The sequence below is a fragment of the Flavobacterium sp. 38-13 genome (genome assembly GCF_001899155.1).
In the GTDB taxonomy this organism is placed as follows: domain Bacteria; phylum Bacteroidota; class Bacteroidia; order Flavobacteriales; family Flavobacteriaceae; genus Flavobacterium; species Flavobacterium lindanitolerans.
In genome coordinates this window covers 68,288-82,339 of sequence record NZ_MKVG01000007.1, presented here as the reverse complement: position 1 = coordinate 82,339, position 14,052 = coordinate 68,288, and the positions used below count along the sequence as shown (strand labels likewise).

General features: G+C 38.5%; 12 protein-coding genes and 1 tRNA gene. 4 read left to right on the top strand and 9 right to left on the bottom strand.

Features of this window, described 5'->3' with window-relative positions; all coding sequences use genetic code 11:
• Positions 1 to 2: 2 nt before the first annotated feature.
• Complete coding sequence (locus tag BGO88_RS03230) at positions 3 to 1,304, bottom strand: cytochrome ubiquinol oxidase subunit I (protein WP_286705950.1); 1,302 nt, start codon at positions 1,302 to 1,304, stop codon at positions 3 to 5.
• A gap of 322 nt (positions 1,305 to 1,626) precedes the next feature.
• Between BGO88_RS03230 and BGO88_RS03225 the strand changes: the two genes are divergently transcribed.
• A complete protein-coding gene (locus tag BGO88_RS03225) occupies positions 1,627 to 3,117 on the top strand; it encodes an aminotransferase class V-fold PLP-dependent enzyme (protein ID WP_101471912.1) in 1,491 nt (496 codons plus the stop codon).
• On the opposite strand, the gene BGO88_RS03220 is transcribed toward BGO88_RS03225, so the two are convergent.
• Positions 3,110 to 3,991: a lysophospholipid acyltransferase family protein gene (locus BGO88_RS03220; RefSeq protein ID WP_101471913.1), complete on the bottom strand. Its 882-nt coding sequence runs from the start codon at positions 3,989 to 3,991 to the stop codon at positions 3,110 to 3,112. The genes BGO88_RS03225 and BGO88_RS03220 overlap by 8 nt on opposite strands.
• A gap of 105 nt (positions 3,992 to 4,096) precedes the next feature.
• Between BGO88_RS03220 and BGO88_RS03215 the strand changes: the two genes are divergently transcribed.
• Positions 4,097 to 4,720, top strand: coding sequence for a rhomboid family intramembrane serine protease (locus BGO88_RS03215; RefSeq protein ID WP_286705949.1), 624 nt, complete (start codon positions 4,097 to 4,099; stop codon positions 4,718 to 4,720).
• Between the two features lie 203 nt (positions 4,721 to 4,923).
• Complete coding sequence (locus BGO88_RS03210; protein ID WP_056071473.1) at positions 4,924 to 5,610, top strand: SIMPL domain-containing protein; 687 nt, start codon at positions 4,924 to 4,926, stop codon at positions 5,608 to 5,610.
• Between the two features lie 81 nt (positions 5,611 to 5,691).
• On the opposite strand, the gene BGO88_RS03205 is transcribed toward BGO88_RS03210, so the two are convergent.
• The 7 genes from BGO88_RS03205 to BGO88_RS03175 all read right to left on the bottom strand — a co-directional run bounded on the left by BGO88_RS03205 (position 5,692) and on the right by BGO88_RS03175 (position 11,885).
• Complete coding sequence (locus BGO88_RS03205; RefSeq protein WP_056071160.1) at positions 5,692 to 6,318, bottom strand: DUF6705 family protein; 627 nt, start codon at positions 6,316 to 6,318, stop codon at positions 5,692 to 5,694.
• Between the two features lie 6 nt (positions 6,319 to 6,324).
• A complete protein-coding gene (locus BGO88_RS03200) occupies positions 6,325 to 6,693 on the bottom strand; it encodes a hypothetical protein (protein ID WP_286705948.1) in 369 nt (122 codons plus the stop codon).
• A gap of 32 nt (positions 6,694 to 6,725) precedes the next feature.
• Positions 6,726 to 7,832: a hypothetical protein gene (locus BGO88_RS03195; RefSeq protein WP_286705947.1), complete on the bottom strand. Its 1,107-nt coding sequence runs from the start codon at positions 7,830 to 7,832 to the stop codon at positions 6,726 to 6,728.
• A 368-nt stretch (positions 7,833 to 8,200) separates the two neighbouring features.
• A tRNA-Tyr gene (locus BGO88_RS03190) sits at positions 8,201 to 8,281 on the bottom strand.
• Positions 8,282 to 8,435: 154 nt separating this feature from the next.
• A complete protein-coding gene (locus tag BGO88_RS03185; RefSeq protein WP_277016022.1) occupies positions 8,436 to 9,584 on the bottom strand; it encodes a TlpA disulfide reductase family protein in 1,149 nt (382 codons plus the stop codon).
• Positions 9,585 to 9,666: 82 nt separating this feature from the next.
• On the bottom strand, positions 9,667 to 11,079 hold the full coding sequence (locus tag BGO88_RS03180) for an MBL fold metallo-hydrolase (protein WP_286705946.1): 1,413 nt from the start codon (positions 11,077 to 11,079) through the stop codon (positions 9,667 to 9,669).
• A 20-nt stretch (positions 11,080 to 11,099) separates the two neighbouring features.
• Positions 11,100 to 11,885 carry a sulfite exporter TauE/SafE family protein gene (locus tag BGO88_RS03175; protein ID WP_286705945.1) on the bottom strand — a complete coding sequence of 262 codons (786 nt, stop codon included), beginning with the start codon at positions 11,883 to 11,885 and terminating at the stop codon, positions 11,100 to 11,102.
• Positions 11,886 to 12,054: 169 nt separating this feature from the next.
• On the opposite strand from BGO88_RS03175, the gene BGO88_RS03170 reads away from it, so the two are divergent.
• Positions 12,055 to 14,022, top strand: coding sequence for an endonuclease (locus BGO88_RS03170; protein ID WP_286705944.1), 1,968 nt, complete (start codon positions 12,055 to 12,057; stop codon positions 14,020 to 14,022).
• The last annotated feature ends 30 nt before the right edge of the window (positions 14,023 to 14,052 follow it).

Genomic DNA, 14,052 nt, shown 5'->3' with positions numbered 1-14,052 from the left:
CTTTAATTTTCAGAGTTATTGAGTACTTTAATCTGACGTATCATCAGCCAGGTTACCGCAACGGAAAGGACGGCATATAGGATTACATAAAGGTAAAAGCTGTAAATCATTCCCGGCATTGGCGTAACCGCATCTTTGGTGCGCATTACATTATGGATAATCCAGGGTTGTCTCCCTACTTCCGTAACAATCCATCCGGCTTCCAGGGCCAGAAAACCGACAGGCGCCAGACAGGCAAAAAACAGCCAGTACTTTTTGGAGGCTTGCCATTTTTTCTTTTTAAGGCTTATAAAATAAAGCAGTCCCGAAAACATGAGCAGTGTTCCAAGGCCTACCATAACCTGAAAAGCGTAATGGGTGATAGCAACCGGGGGATGGTCTTCTTTTGGGAAGTCGTTCAGGCCTTTAACCTCGGCATTAAAATCACCAAAAGACAAGAATGAAAGTGCTTTCGGGATTTCAAGTTTATAACTAACCGTTTGAGTTTCTTCGTCTACAATCCCGCCAATATAGAGCGGTGCTCCTTTTTCGGTTTCATAATGGGCTTCCATAGCCGCCAGCTTTACCGGCTGTCTTTGGGCAATGTCTTTGGCAGAAAGGTCTCCGCTCAAAGGTTGTAACAGTGCCGCGACAGCTCCAAAAACGATGGCTATTTTGAAAGCCTCAAGGTGGAGTGCTACGTTTCTGTTTTTATAAATCTGCCAGGCATGGATTCCCGCTACCGCAAAAGAAGTAGCGACAAAGGCGGCCAATGTCATGTGTAAGGCCTGCGTAAACCATGCCGGATTAAGAAAAGCTTTTAAAGGGTCAATATTGAGAAATTGACCGTTTACATAATCAAAACCGGAAGGAGCATTCATCCAGCTGTTGGCTGACACCACCAATATTCCGGAAGCAACCCCGGAAAGCCCCACAATGATTCCTGTTAGCAAATGGAATTTTTCCGGCAGTTTGTTCCAGCCATACAGATAAAATCCCAGAGCCAGTGCTTCTACAAAAAAAGCGGCCCCTTCGAGTGAGAAAGGCATTCCGATTATTGGCCCGGCGTGTTTCATGAATTCGGGCCATAATAATCCCAATTCAAACGATAAGGCCGTGCCCGAAACGGCACCCGTCACAAAGAAGATAGCGACGCCTTTTTGCCAGGATTTTGTCAGTTTGAGAAAAACAGGTTTTCTTGTCCTTAGCCATTTGTAATGTGAAAGTACCATAAAGAAAGGCATTACCATTCCAATACAGGCAAAGACAATATGGAAAATGAGGGTAAATGCCATCTGCATTCTTGCAGCATCTAAATTATCCATAAGAGTTTCAATTTAGCCTAACAAAGATAGTTCAGAAAAGGCAGAAAGCCTTGTTTTTTCTGACTTAAATTGATTAAAAATGAAGATTTTGGCTGTAAAATATAAAGTGAAATAAAACCGTTTCTTTAACAAAAAGATAGCTTTAGGATTGAAGCCGGAAGAAAAAAATACTTTGTATCAAAAATATCATAAAAGAGCCAATTTTATGGAAGGATTTAGCGTTTTTGTTAATAGTGAAAAATAACAATTTTTGATATTTCTGTTTTTTGATTTGATTTGGAATCGGCAAAAAATAGTATCTTTGGAGCAAATAAATAGCATAATGACCACAACTGAAATGTCTACCGAACTTGAACAGTATTTCCAGCAATTCCGAAATAATATTATTGGGATTGATCAGGAATTTATTTCTCCTTTTGGGAAAAAGAAAATCATTTATACGGATTGGACAGCGAGTGGCCGCCTTTATCGCCCGATAGAGGAAAAGCTTATGAATGATTTTGGCCCGTTTGTAGCCAATACGCATACGGAAACTACGGTTTCCGGAACGGCAATGACCATGGCCTATCACGAAGCACGACATATTATTAAAAAGCACGTTAATGCCAACGAAGATGATATACTGATTGCAGACGGAACAGGTATGACGGGTGTGATTAATAAATTCCAAAGAATCCTGGGTTTGAAAATTCCGGAAAACCTTCGCGAATTTACTGCCATTCCGGACGAAAAACGACCTGTTGTTTTTGTTTCGCATATGGAGCACCACTCCAATCAGACTTCATGGCTGGAAACTATTGCTAAAGTAGAAGTGATTCCGGCCTGTGAAAAAGGATTACTTTGTATGGATAGTTTTAAGGCGCTTTTGGAGAAATACAAAGACCATACGCTAAAGATTGCTTCCATAACTTCCTGCTCAAATGTTACAGGTATCAGAACGCCGTATTATGAAGTGGCAAAACTGATGCATCAGAACAATGGTGTCTGTTTTGTAGATTTTGCCTGTTCGGCTCCGTATGTTGATATTAATATGCATCCGGAAGATAAGGAAGCCTATTTGGATGCTATCTTCTTTTCTCCGCATAAATTTCTGGGCGGACCTGGTACTTCAGGAATTTTAATTTTTAACAAAAAGCTGTATAAAAACATGATTCCGGACCATCCGGGTGGTGGAACTGTATCGTGGACAAACCCGTGGGGTGAACATAAATATCTTGATAATATAGAGGAACGTGAAGATGGTGGTACTCCTGGTTTTCTTCAGGCCATCAAAACTGCTTTGGCTATACAGCTCAAGGAAAAGATGGGTGTGAAGAACATACTAAAAAGAGAACACGAAATAATCGATTATGTTTTTTCTGAACTGGGTGCTATTCCCAATATCACTATTTTGGCAGACCAGCATAAAGACAGATTGGGCGTGATTTCCTTTTATATTGACGGTTTGCATTTCAATCTGGGAGTAAAACTGCTGAATGATAAATTCGGAATACAGACCCGGGGAGGTTGCAGTTGTGCCGGGACCTACGGGCATTATTTACTGCATGTTGATGAAGAAACTTCGCACGACCTGACAAATTCTATTACAGCAGGTGACCTGATTAGAAAACCGGGATGGATTCGAATGTCAATTCATCCTACCACTACCAATGCAGAGATTCAGTTTGTCTGTGAAAGTATCAAAGCCGTAGCCCAAAACCACGAGGAGTGGGGTAGCGAATATGAATACCATAAAAACTCCAACGAGTTTACCCATAAAAATGCTTCAAACCCTGAAAAAGAGTTGGTGAAACAGTGGTTTAGCGCTATTTAGGAGATTTGTCGCGGAATTTCCAGCGTTTGTGGGTCCACAGATAATATTCCGGAGCTTTTAAGATTTGCTGTTCTACCATGCGAAGAAACATATCAGATATCTGGTAGTTTGGAATTTCTTTCGGATGGTCCACCATTTCGGCAAAAGTGGCTTCATAATAACCGCGTTTGGTTTTGACTACATCCACAAAAATTACATTCAGGTCCATTCGTTTGGCAATCATTTCGGCTCCTGTATGCATAGGTACCCTTACACCAAAAAAATCTCCCCAATGAAAAGCTTTGGATGCTTTTGGAGATTGGTCGCTGGCAAAGCCATAGACGCCTTTTATGCCATTTTTTTGATTTTCATGGATAACATTGATGGTTTCTTTCGTATCGATAAGATGTGCATGGAATTTGGCGCGGATGTTTCTTACCAGTTTGTCAAAATATTTGTTGCGAATTGTTTTATAGATGGCATAGCCTTTAAAAGTAATTTTTCGATTCATTGAAATCAGCCATTCATAACTTCCGTAATGAGAACAGAACAGGGCTATGCTTTTTCCTCTTTTTTCCATTTCAAGATATACTTCGAGGTTGGTAAACTTGAAACGCTTTTCAATTTCCGAATCCGAAATGGTCATTGTTTTTATCATTTCGACAAAATTATCGCAGAAATGATGGTAGAATTTTTTTTCAACGATGCGTTTTTCCTGTTTGGAAAGATGGGGAAGGGCAATATCGAGATTCTCCCTAACTGTCTTTTTTCTATAACCGATAATATAATAAACCAGAATATAAACACAATCAGAGAAAAAATAAAGTACTCTAAAAGGCAATATTGACATCAGCCACAAGAACGGATAAAGAATAATAAAAAGTAGTAACTGCATTCGAGGAATATTTTATGCAAATATAAGGCTAATGCTGTTAAATAGTATAGTGCTTTTACAATTGATAAGGAAAGGGTTTGTATTTTTACGCTCAAATTACTTCTTATGAATATTTTTCTTATCGTTATTATTGCCCTGAATTTGATTGTTAGTTTTAAAGGATTCAACGATTTGTCTTTTTTCAGAAAATACGAATTCCATGTAGGCAGCATTCGTGCCGGTGAACAGATTCGTATGTTTTCTTCAGGATTTCTTCATGTAGATATTGCGCATCTGGCATTTAATATGCTGACGCTTTATTTGTTTGCTCCTTATGTAATTGCAGGATTGGGTTCGCTTACTTTCCTTATGATTTATGCCGGAAGTCTTATTTTAGGTAATCTGTTGACTATGGCTTTACATAAAAATGATTATAGCTACAGGGCAGTGGGAGCGTCAGGAGCGGTAATAGGAGTGGTTTATGCTGCTATTCTGGTACAGCCCGCGTTAGAAATTTATTTTATGCCGGGTTATATTTTTGGAATTATCTATCTTTTATATTCGATTTACGGAATGAAATCCAAAAGTGATAATATTGGCCATACGGCACATTTTGGAGGAGCTATTGGCGGTTATATTATTACTCTGTCACGAGCGCCTGTTATTATTTCCGAAAACACTTTTACGGTAATCATACTTGCTGTTCCTATTGTCATACTTTTTATCATGGCTAAGACAGGAAAATTGTAATTTTTCAAAAAATGTTTTTTACAGCGGCCTGTAATTTTATAAGGCTTAGCTTTCAGTATTTTAGTGTTAAAAATAATTAGTTATTTATTTAAAAAACCTGTATTTTTATACTGGTTTTGCAAAAAACATGACCAAAAAAAGAAGGCAATTCTGATATTGGCACGTAATTTGGAAATACTCAAAAAAAAATAAATACAAACACTATGAAAAAAACAATTTTTATCCTGATGACCATTTTCGCAACAGCCGCACAGGCGCAAGAAATTAAGCAAGTTCCACAGATTAACGTTTCTGGGGAAGGAAAAATTAAAGTAACACCAGACTATGCTATCATTTCGATTGGTGTTGAAAACACTGGGGCTGATGCAGCAGAAGTCAAAAAGAAAAATGATGCAACAGTTGATGCAGTAATCAAATACTTAAAAGGCTTTAAATTGCCTGCATCAGACTACCAGACAAAACAGGTGTACCTGCACAAAAGCTACGATTATAACAAAAAGAAAAACACTTTTGTAGCATCACAACAGATTACGGTGACACTTAAGGACCTGTCTAAGTATGATACTTTAATGATGGGATTGGTTGATACCGGAATCAACAACATTAATGGAGTAGAATTCAAGTCTACAAAAGTAGCACAGCTTGAATCTGAAGCCAGAAGAGCAGCTGTAGCCGATGCAAAAACTAAAGCGATGGATTATGCCTCTGCATTAAACCAGAAAGTAGGTAAGGCTATCATGGTTTCTGACAACTCTCAAACACACTATCCGGTTCCGGTAATGTATGCAATGAAAGCAGAAGCTGCCGGTGATGCAATGTCAAGAGAAACTTTGGCAATTGGAGAAATTGAAATTACGGCCAACGTAACAATAAGCTTCTCTTTGGAATAATAGCTCAAAAAATTAATAAAAAAGCCTGGGGATTTCCCCGGGCTTTTTTTCTTGGTGTAAGATGTTATTTAATCTCATAATTTACAGTAATTTAGTCAATACCATATCTTCAGGAATAACAAAATCAGAATCGTCCGGTTCTACGCCGTTACTACAGGGTCTGGTATGAAAATAACGAGTATCAGTAGTTCGTTTCCAATAGAGTTTTTCGGGATTACTGTTATTGTATATAATATCTAAACTTCCAAGTTTTCTTCTTCGATGACAATTGTTAGTAGAAGGTTCTGTGTAATAAAAACCAATAGTGTAATTTACAACAAAGTTGCTTTGTATCTGACTTGGTTTTGTATTTATAAGCCCTTGTTCCCTTGGATAGCTGTTTGTACCGTAATTGTCATAAATAACCCTGCCATTTTTTTTGTATAAGAATTTTGTGAAAAGTTTGTCCCCAAATACATTGTAATGCTCATTTTCCATTACCTTTTCTTTAAAGAATGTAATTTTGAAGTAATTTGTTCCGTCATCATAAATCCAGGTTCCTATAAGGTTTTGGAGTTTGTTATTGGTATCTTTATAGTAACTGTTTGGATAATCCATGTAATTATTTCGCAGACGTTCTTCAATAGGTCTTACAATTTCTTGCCCTTTCATTGAGAATGTAATTAATAGCAGTGCTATTATTACAATTGTATTTTTTAATTTTTTCATACCATATCAATTATATTTCGTGTGTATAGCCCATTTATAATTTCCGTCTGCATCCAGAGTTGCAGAGAAAAGGGTCAGGCCTGTTGTATGTTCTTTTAGAAAGTCAATCAGGTAATCCGATAATAGTTTATCATATTCTATATTGGGTAAAATACAGTTACAATCCCGCACTGCTTTTATTCTCACATCTTCATAATACTTTAAATTGAAATTATCTTTAAAATTTTCATCTGACATCTTATTCGCAAAATTTTTAGCTTTTCGTGGATTAGTTACCCTAAGCGCAAAAATGCCTAAATCTGAAACCAGTATTGAGGTTATGTTCTCAGCATCAGGAGCCTCATGCTCTTTCTTTCGTTTGTAATAATAACCCATTCCATCAGTATCTTCAGATGAAAAGACAGGCTCTAAACCAGGGGAATGTGCATGTGTATTCTTACTATAGAATGCTCATATACGGGACCGAAATCTATTCCTGCATATTGAGGTCTTTCGACTTCTACACGATATTCTGCAGATTCATCGTTGTAATCTTCTATAAAAAATTCTGCTCCCAGTTCCATTCGAGCGGTTCTTACGGCTCTATGAAGTTCTTCAATTTTATCCTTAACTTCTGTTCTGTTTGTAATTCTGTTTAATTCCTTAATATGGTTTCGCATATTATTTCTGTCGGGTAGTACAGGCGTAGTTATTAGGTTATTGTCACCTTCAGTTATACTTCCTGTGCCTGTATCTTCTCTGCCCGGGCTTCCATCACCGCCGCCACCGCTGCCCGGACCAACACTAACGCCTCCCGTATTTCCGTTTCCAGTGGTTGGGCCGTGGCCAATGCCACCACTGGAAAGACAGCCTTTATTGATAAAAAGGACGGTATATTCTTCCTTTGTCCAGTTTGAAACACATCTGCCATCATTATCTCCTTTGTCTGTGATCCTGTTTCCGTTTTTGTCATCGCAGTAATTTTTTGTTATTATTGCTACTCTAACGCAGTTACTACCATTGCCTCCAATATTGAATTTTGATTGGGTTTTGATTTCCAGTAATGTCGTTGGTACCAGATCCTTTGGTTGTATACCAGAGGCAAGCAATTCTCTTTCTTTATCGGAAAGTAAGTATTCCGCAACATATGCTGTGTATTCCTTTCCATCAGAAACGAGTATTAAATTTTCGATCCTGCTACTTCCGGGCTCATTTATGATTCGAAAAGTAATGGTATGAAACTCACCTTTGCTAATGCGTATGGCATTTTCGGTATCGACATTATAACCGTAATTTTTTATATTGACTGACCTTGCCCGTAGCGCACCACTTTCTTCAGATTGCAAATCAGTTAGTTTTTGCAGAACAGCGTTGTTTTTGCTTAAATCTGAAAAGCTGAGGTTTTCCAGTTTCAGTTCAGGATTGCCCTTTGGTTTATTCTTTTCGAGCGGGTCAGTTTCACATGCAGAGGCAAATAATAGCATACAAATTATTGCGACTCTGGAAATAGCCTGTTTTTTTCTTCTCGGCTTCATATGGCTTATAATTTAGATTTTGGCGTATCTCTTTAAGAAAAAACATATGTGGGAGTAGATAAGCAGGTTGCCCTGACAAAAAGAGTTTTTTACGAAAATAGTAGTTTTTTAATTGATTGTCAAATAGTTGTGTTTTTTAATCGGTATTAAACGATTACAAATGTTTAATTAGTAATTGTTTAGAGATGATTTTTAGAGCTATCTTAGCTAAAGCGGGATTACTATAGATTGTGGCAATATGAAAGGATGGAGGTTCTGAAATAGTAATCCAATTTATTTTGGGTCTTATTTCTGCCAAATAATTTATGTGTTTGGGACATAAAACAAAAAAACCTGTAAATCTAAATTTACAGGTTTTGTGTTTGTTGTGGGGGGAGCAGGATTCGAACCTGCGAAGGTTTCCCAACGGATTTACAGTCCGTCCTCGTTGGCCGCTTGAGTATCCCCCCGCCTTGCTTATTGCGGTTGCAAATATAGCACTGTTTTTAGTTTATGCAAGTCTTTTTTGTAGATATTTTACAACAAAATTTTAATGTATTGGTAATGAATAAAATAAAAAAATCTCCACAAGGGAGATTTTTATGATTTGTTTCGGAATATGAATTAAGCGCCTAAAAGTTCTTTTACTTTTGCTCTCAATTCTTCTCCACGAAGGTCTTTTGCTACAATTTTTCCTGAAGCATCAAGGATGAAAGTTGCAGGAATTGAAGTAATGTTGTATTTCTTAGCAATAGGGTCTTGCCAGAATTTCAGGTTTGAAACGTGTGTCCAGGTCAATTTATCAGCCTCTATAGCTTTTTTCCAGCTTTCTGCTTCACCTTCTCTGTCAAGAGATACTCCAATGATGTTTAATCCTTTATCGTGGAATTCATTGTATAATGCCACAACGTTTGGATTTTCCTGACGGCAAGGTCCACACCATGAAGCCCAAAAATCAATGATGGTTACTTTTCCTAAAGATTCTTTAAGGGAAACTGTTTTCCCTTCCGGGTTTTTAGCTGAGAAATCAGGTGCTTTTTTACCAATTTCAACTGCCAGACGGTTCTCTAATTTTTCCTTGATTGCTTTTCCCGGCTTCGTGTTTTTTAATTCAGAAGTAAGGCCATCGTATATTTTCTGGATTCTTGCAAAATCAGGCTCAGGTGTATTGAAAAGGCTTTGCGTAATCAGTGCACTGATGAATGATTTTGGATTTTTCTCAGAATAAGAATAATACTTCTCGATAAGCGGCTCCTGAATTTTTCCGTATTCTTTCATCAACTGGTTGATTACTGCAGTATCTTTTGCTTGTTGTGCAGCCGTCATTTTTTCCATATTCATCTGTTGGAAAGCCATAGCTTTTTTCTGAATATCTTTCTGGATAGCCTGAGTATCTGTCTTGAACTTCGTTAATTCTTCGTTGTTATACGTTCCGGTAACTTTTGATTTTCCAAGCGTATCTTTGTCAACAGCAATATTGATTTTACCATTTTCAAGAACGAAATCAATTTCTCCTTGTTTTGTTTCTATTCTTAAAGAGTGGATAGATGGTTCTGTAGCGGTACCTTTAAGTTCAAATTTTCCATTTTCAACTTTTACGGTATCAACAGGAATCATTTTTCCCATGATTTCTTCATCCTGTTTTTGAAGAATTACGGTTTTTCCATTTTCGACACCGGTTACTGTACCTGTAATGATATATTCGCCATCACCTGATTTGTTACAGGAAACCATGAATGCCGTAACAGAAAGCAATAAAAGGATTTTTTTCATTTTTAATTTCATTTTTGAATTTAGTTAGCAAAAGTATTTAAAATTATAATCGGATTATGGCAAACTGCCTAAATTTTAAGAATTATTTATTGGTTGAAGGACAGACAAATGCGGTCAGTGGAAGGCCTGTTTTTCTAATACCGGCTATTCCTTTTTCCACATTAATCATGTTGTGGTAGCCTCTTGCTTTTAGTATGGATGCCATAATAACCGAACGATAACCTCCGGCACAGTGCAAATAGAAGTTTTCATCTTTTGGCACTTCAGCTAATTGCTCGTTGACAAAATCCAAAGGAATATTTAAGGCATTCTCAACGTGTTCTGCATTGAACTCTCCCGGTTTGCGGGCATCAACAATAATGCTTTTTTCGTTTACTTCGGATTGAAATTGTTCCGGAGAAATTGATTCAATACTGTCTGTTTCAAAGCCGGCTTCTTTCCAGGCGGCAATGCCACCTTTCAGGTATCCCAATGAATTGTCAAAACCAACTCTGGAAAGTCGGGTAATGGTTTCTTCTTCTCTTCCTTCCGGGGTGATTAGCAGCAACGGTTGTTTTACATCCCGAATCAAAGCACCAACCCACGGTGCAAATCCTCCCTGGATGCCAATGAATATAGAACCGGGGATGTGGCTTTTTACAAAATCATCTTCATGGCGAACGTCCAATATCAGCGCCTCGGACTGGTTGGCAATAGCTTCAAACTCTCTCGGAGTTAGTGGCTTGAATGATTTTTCCAATATGTTGTCAAGACTTTCATAACCCTGAATGTTCATCATTACATTTTGAGGGAAATAAGCCGGTGGAATTCCCAATCCGTCAAGAAGCTCTGCTGTAAATTCTTCACGGGTCATGTCTGCCCTTAAAGCATAATTTGTTTTTTTCTGGTTGCCTAACGTGTCTGTAGTTTCCTTGCTCATGTTTTTTCCGCAGGCACTGCCGGCTCCATGGCTTGGATAAACAATTAAATCATCAGGAAGTATCATGATTTTGTTTCGAAGCGAATCGTATAAATGAGAAGCCAGTTTTTCCTGGGTCAGGTCGCTTGACATCTTTTGTGCCAAATCCGGACGCCCCACATCACCAATAAACAGGGTGTCACCGGTAATGATGCCGTGTTGCTTTCCGTTTTCGTCCGTAAGCAGATAACAGGTACTTTCCATCGTGTGTCCCGGTGTATGGATTGCCTTTATGGTATAGGCTCCCACTTTAAATTCCTGTCCGTCTTCAGCGATGATGGCTTCAAAATTAGGTTTTGCTGTAGGACCATACACAATCTGACCACCTGATTTTTTTGCAAGGTCCAAATGGCCCGAAACGAAATCAGCATGGAAATGGGTTTCGAAAATGTATTTTATTTTAGCATTATCCTTAGTTGCACGGTCAATATAGGGCTGTACTTCACGTAAAGGGTCGAAAATAGCTGCTTCGCCGTTACTTTCCAGATAGTAGGCCGCCTGGGCAATACAGCCGGTATAAATTTGTTCTAATTTCATAATTTTTATTATTTGAGAATCTAAAATAACAGCTCTTTAGTCAGTATTAGTATTGACATGGTTAGTACAAACCACCCAAAGCCTTTTTTCAGATTTTTTTCGTTGATGAACTTATTGAGGTATATCCCTGCAAAGATACCTAAAATTGAAATAAAAGAGAAAATAAATAGGAACCTCCAATCAATAGCAATGTTGCCAATATCGCCCGTAAATCCGATAAGTGAATTAATAGCAATAATAAATATTGACGTGCCAACTGCTTTTTTCATTGGTAGCCTGGCAAGATAGACCAAAGCCGGAATTATTAAAAAGCCGCCACCGGCACCCACCAATCCTATAACAACGCCAACCATAAAAATCTGTATGATGGTTATGGCAGGATTGGGAGGAATTGCCGATTTTTCAGATTTCTTATTTTGAATCATAGAAAGTGCTGCCATCAGCATTACTATGGCAAACAAAATCATGATAAACAGATTTTTTGTGATGGCAATTTCACCAATCGAAAATAAAATTTCAGGAATTTTCGGAACGATGAGTTTTCGGGTGAGATAGATGGCAGTTAAGGAGGGAAGCGCAAATTTTAATCCGGTTTTTACATCCACGAATCCTTTTCTGTAATTCTGTATGGTTCCAAAAGCGGAAGTAGTTCCCACAATAAAAAGAGAATAGGCAGTAGCCGTAACGGGATTAATTCCTAAAAGATAAACGAGTACAGGAACTGTGAGGATAGAACCGCCTCCACCTGTCAGGCCAAGGACCAGCCCAATGACGAGCGCTCCCAAATAGCCAAAAAATGCGTCCATTACAAAAGATTGAAACTATCCCGTAAATATATCAAAAACTATTCTGTATTTCTTTACAGAACCTAAATTTTAAACTGGTTTGATTAGTAGGTATTGGTCGTATTTAGTGTTAAATAGGAGATTTCATAATATTAAATGCTTAATTTTGACTGTTTAATCCATTTTTAGCATGATAAAAAATTATTTTTCTCTTTTATTCTTACTCTTTTCGACTTGCTTTTCTTACGGGCAGGTAGTTATTAACGAACTTGATTCTGATACGCCCGGTATCGACGATAAGGAATTTGTGGAGCTCAAATCGGCAACGCCAAATTTTTCGCTTGATGGCTATGTACTTGTCTTTTTCAATGGAAATGCCGAATCTGCGAGTACAGGGAATAAAAGCTATCTCACCATTTCGCTAAATGGTCTTGTTACTGATGCCAACGGATTGGTTGTGATTGGTAGCAATGCGGTTTCTCCCGTTCCGCAAAAGATTATAGCCGATAACCAAATCCAGAATGGTGCCGATGCTGTAGCTGTTTATTTGGGTTCTGCGGCAGATTTTCCTGATGGTACTTTGGCAACAACAACTAACTTGATTGATGCTTTGGCCTATGATACCAGCGACCCTGATGCTACCCAGCTTATGGGATTATTGGGACTGACAATACAGATTAATGAAGATGAAAATGGTTTGGGAACCACCCAATCCATTCAAAGAAAACCTGACGGAACTTATGATGTTAAGGCGCCTACTCCGGGAGCTAATAACGACGGAAGCGGCATTATCTTTAACGGAATATCCATAAGCGTTCCTTCGCTGCTATATACAGAAGGGGATAGCTTTCCCATTACTTTTACAACACAGACAGCCGTAACCAGTGATTTGGCTTTTAGCTATACATTGGCTAATGGCAGTTTTAATGCTTCTGATTTTACAGCCAATACCAATGTGTTGATTCCTGCCGGTTCTTCAACTTTTACAACTACCGTTCAGCTTATTGATGATGCGATAGATGAAGGAGACGAAGTGATGAAAATCAAATTAGGAACTTTACCTGCCGGTTATGTAAGGCTTAATGACAATATTGAAGTCAGGATTATAGATAACGATTTTACAGTCTCGCCGTGGGGAACACCATTAAATCCGACACATGGAGCAGTGGCAAGTACAGCTCCTCCGGGATATTATGATTCTCTTGAAGGAAAATCAGGCGCTGCTTTGAAACAGGCTGTTCAGGACATTATTGCCAATCCGGCAGTAGTAAGGGCGCATAATTATGGCGATATTACCACTATTTTGAAAACAGCCGACCAAAATCCGCTGAACAGCAATGAGGTTTGGCTGATGTATAAAGAAGTAAGCCGTTCCAAATATTTGTTTCAGGATTCGGGAAGTGGTGTTGGAAGATGGAACCGGGAACATATTTACCCGCAATCAAGAGGCGGATTTACGAATGGAACCTCTGATACTCCGGATGGTATTAATGTATGGGAACCTTCCAATGCCAATATGTTAAACCATGGTCATGCTGACGCCCACCATTTAAGAGCAGAAGACGGCCCGGAAAACAGTTCCCGTAATAATAAAGATTTTGGACTGACAGATTATAACGGATTTGCAGGAAATGCAGGAAGCTGGAAAGGGGATGTTGCCCGTGCCGTATTTTATATGTGCGTTCGATATAACGGATTGAATGTTGTAAACGGAAATCCGCCGGATTCCACTGTTGGACAGTTGGGCGACCTTGCCACATTACTGCAATGGAATGTCAATGACCCTGCCGATGATTTTGAAATGAACAGGAACAATTATATTTATACCTGGCAGCAAAACAGGAATCCGTTTATTGATTATCCTTACCTCGCGGATTATATCTGGGGAAGCAGGGCAGGAGAGACCTTTTCTCTTTCGGCTCCGGAATTTTCAGAACTTAAGGTATCCATTTACCCCAATCCTGCAAAAAGCCATATTACAATTGCCGGTGTAAATAATCCGGCTACTATCGAACTGTTTTCAATTTCAGGGCAAAAGCTTCTGACTAAAGATTTTTCAGGAACATCAACCCTGCAAATTAATCTTGCTTCGGGATTGTATATTGCTAAAATCTTTTCTGAAGGAAAAACGGCTGTTCGTAAAATAGTAATCCAGTAAGCGGAAAAAAGTATAGGCAAAGAGCTAATG

What these genes read in the sequence shown, in the direction of transcription:
- BGO88_RS03230 (WP_286705950.1), bottom strand. Translation starts at nt 1,304, where the DNA reads ATGGATAATTTAGATGCTGCAAGAATGCAGATGGCATTTACCCTCATT.
- BGO88_RS03225 (WP_101471912.1), top strand. Translation starts at nt 1,627, where the DNA reads ATGACCACAACTGAAATGTCTACCGAACTTGAACAGTATTTCCAGCAA.
- BGO88_RS03220 (WP_101471913.1), bottom strand. Translation starts at nt 3,991, where the DNA reads ATGCAGTTACTACTTTTTATTATTCTTTATCCGTTCTTGTGGCTGATG.
- BGO88_RS03215 (WP_286705949.1), top strand. Translation starts at nt 4,097, where the DNA reads ATGAATATTTTTCTTATCGTTATTATTGCCCTGAATTTGATTGTTAGT.
- BGO88_RS03210 (WP_056071473.1), top strand. Translation starts at nt 4,924, where the DNA reads ATGAAAAAAACAATTTTTATCCTGATGACCATTTTCGCAACAGCCGCA.
- BGO88_RS03205 (WP_056071160.1), bottom strand. Translation starts at nt 6,318, where the DNA reads ATGAAAAAATTAAAAAATACAATTGTAATAATAGCACTGCTATTAATT.
- BGO88_RS03200 (WP_286705948.1), bottom strand. Translation starts at nt 6,693, where the DNA reads ATGGGTTATTATTACAAACGAAAGAAAGAGCATGAGGCTCCTGATGCT.
- BGO88_RS03195 (WP_286705947.1), bottom strand. Translation starts at nt 7,832, where the DNA reads ATGAAGCCGAGAAGAAAAAAACAGGCTATTTCCAGAGTCGCAATAATT.
- BGO88_RS03185 (WP_277016022.1), bottom strand. Translation starts at nt 9,584, where the DNA reads ATGAAAAAAATCCTTTTATTGCTTTCTGTTACGGCATTCATGGTTTCC.
- BGO88_RS03180 (WP_286705946.1), bottom strand. Translation starts at nt 11,079, where the DNA reads ATGAAATTAGAACAAATTTATACCGGCTGTATTGCCCAGGCGGCCTAC.
- BGO88_RS03175 (WP_286705945.1), bottom strand. Translation starts at nt 11,885, where the DNA reads ATGGACGCATTTTTTGGCTATTTGGGAGCGCTCGTCATTGGGCTGGTC.
- BGO88_RS03170 (WP_286705944.1), top strand. Translation starts at nt 12,055, where the DNA reads ATGATAAAAAATTATTTTTCTCTTTTATTCTTACTCTTTTCGACTTGC.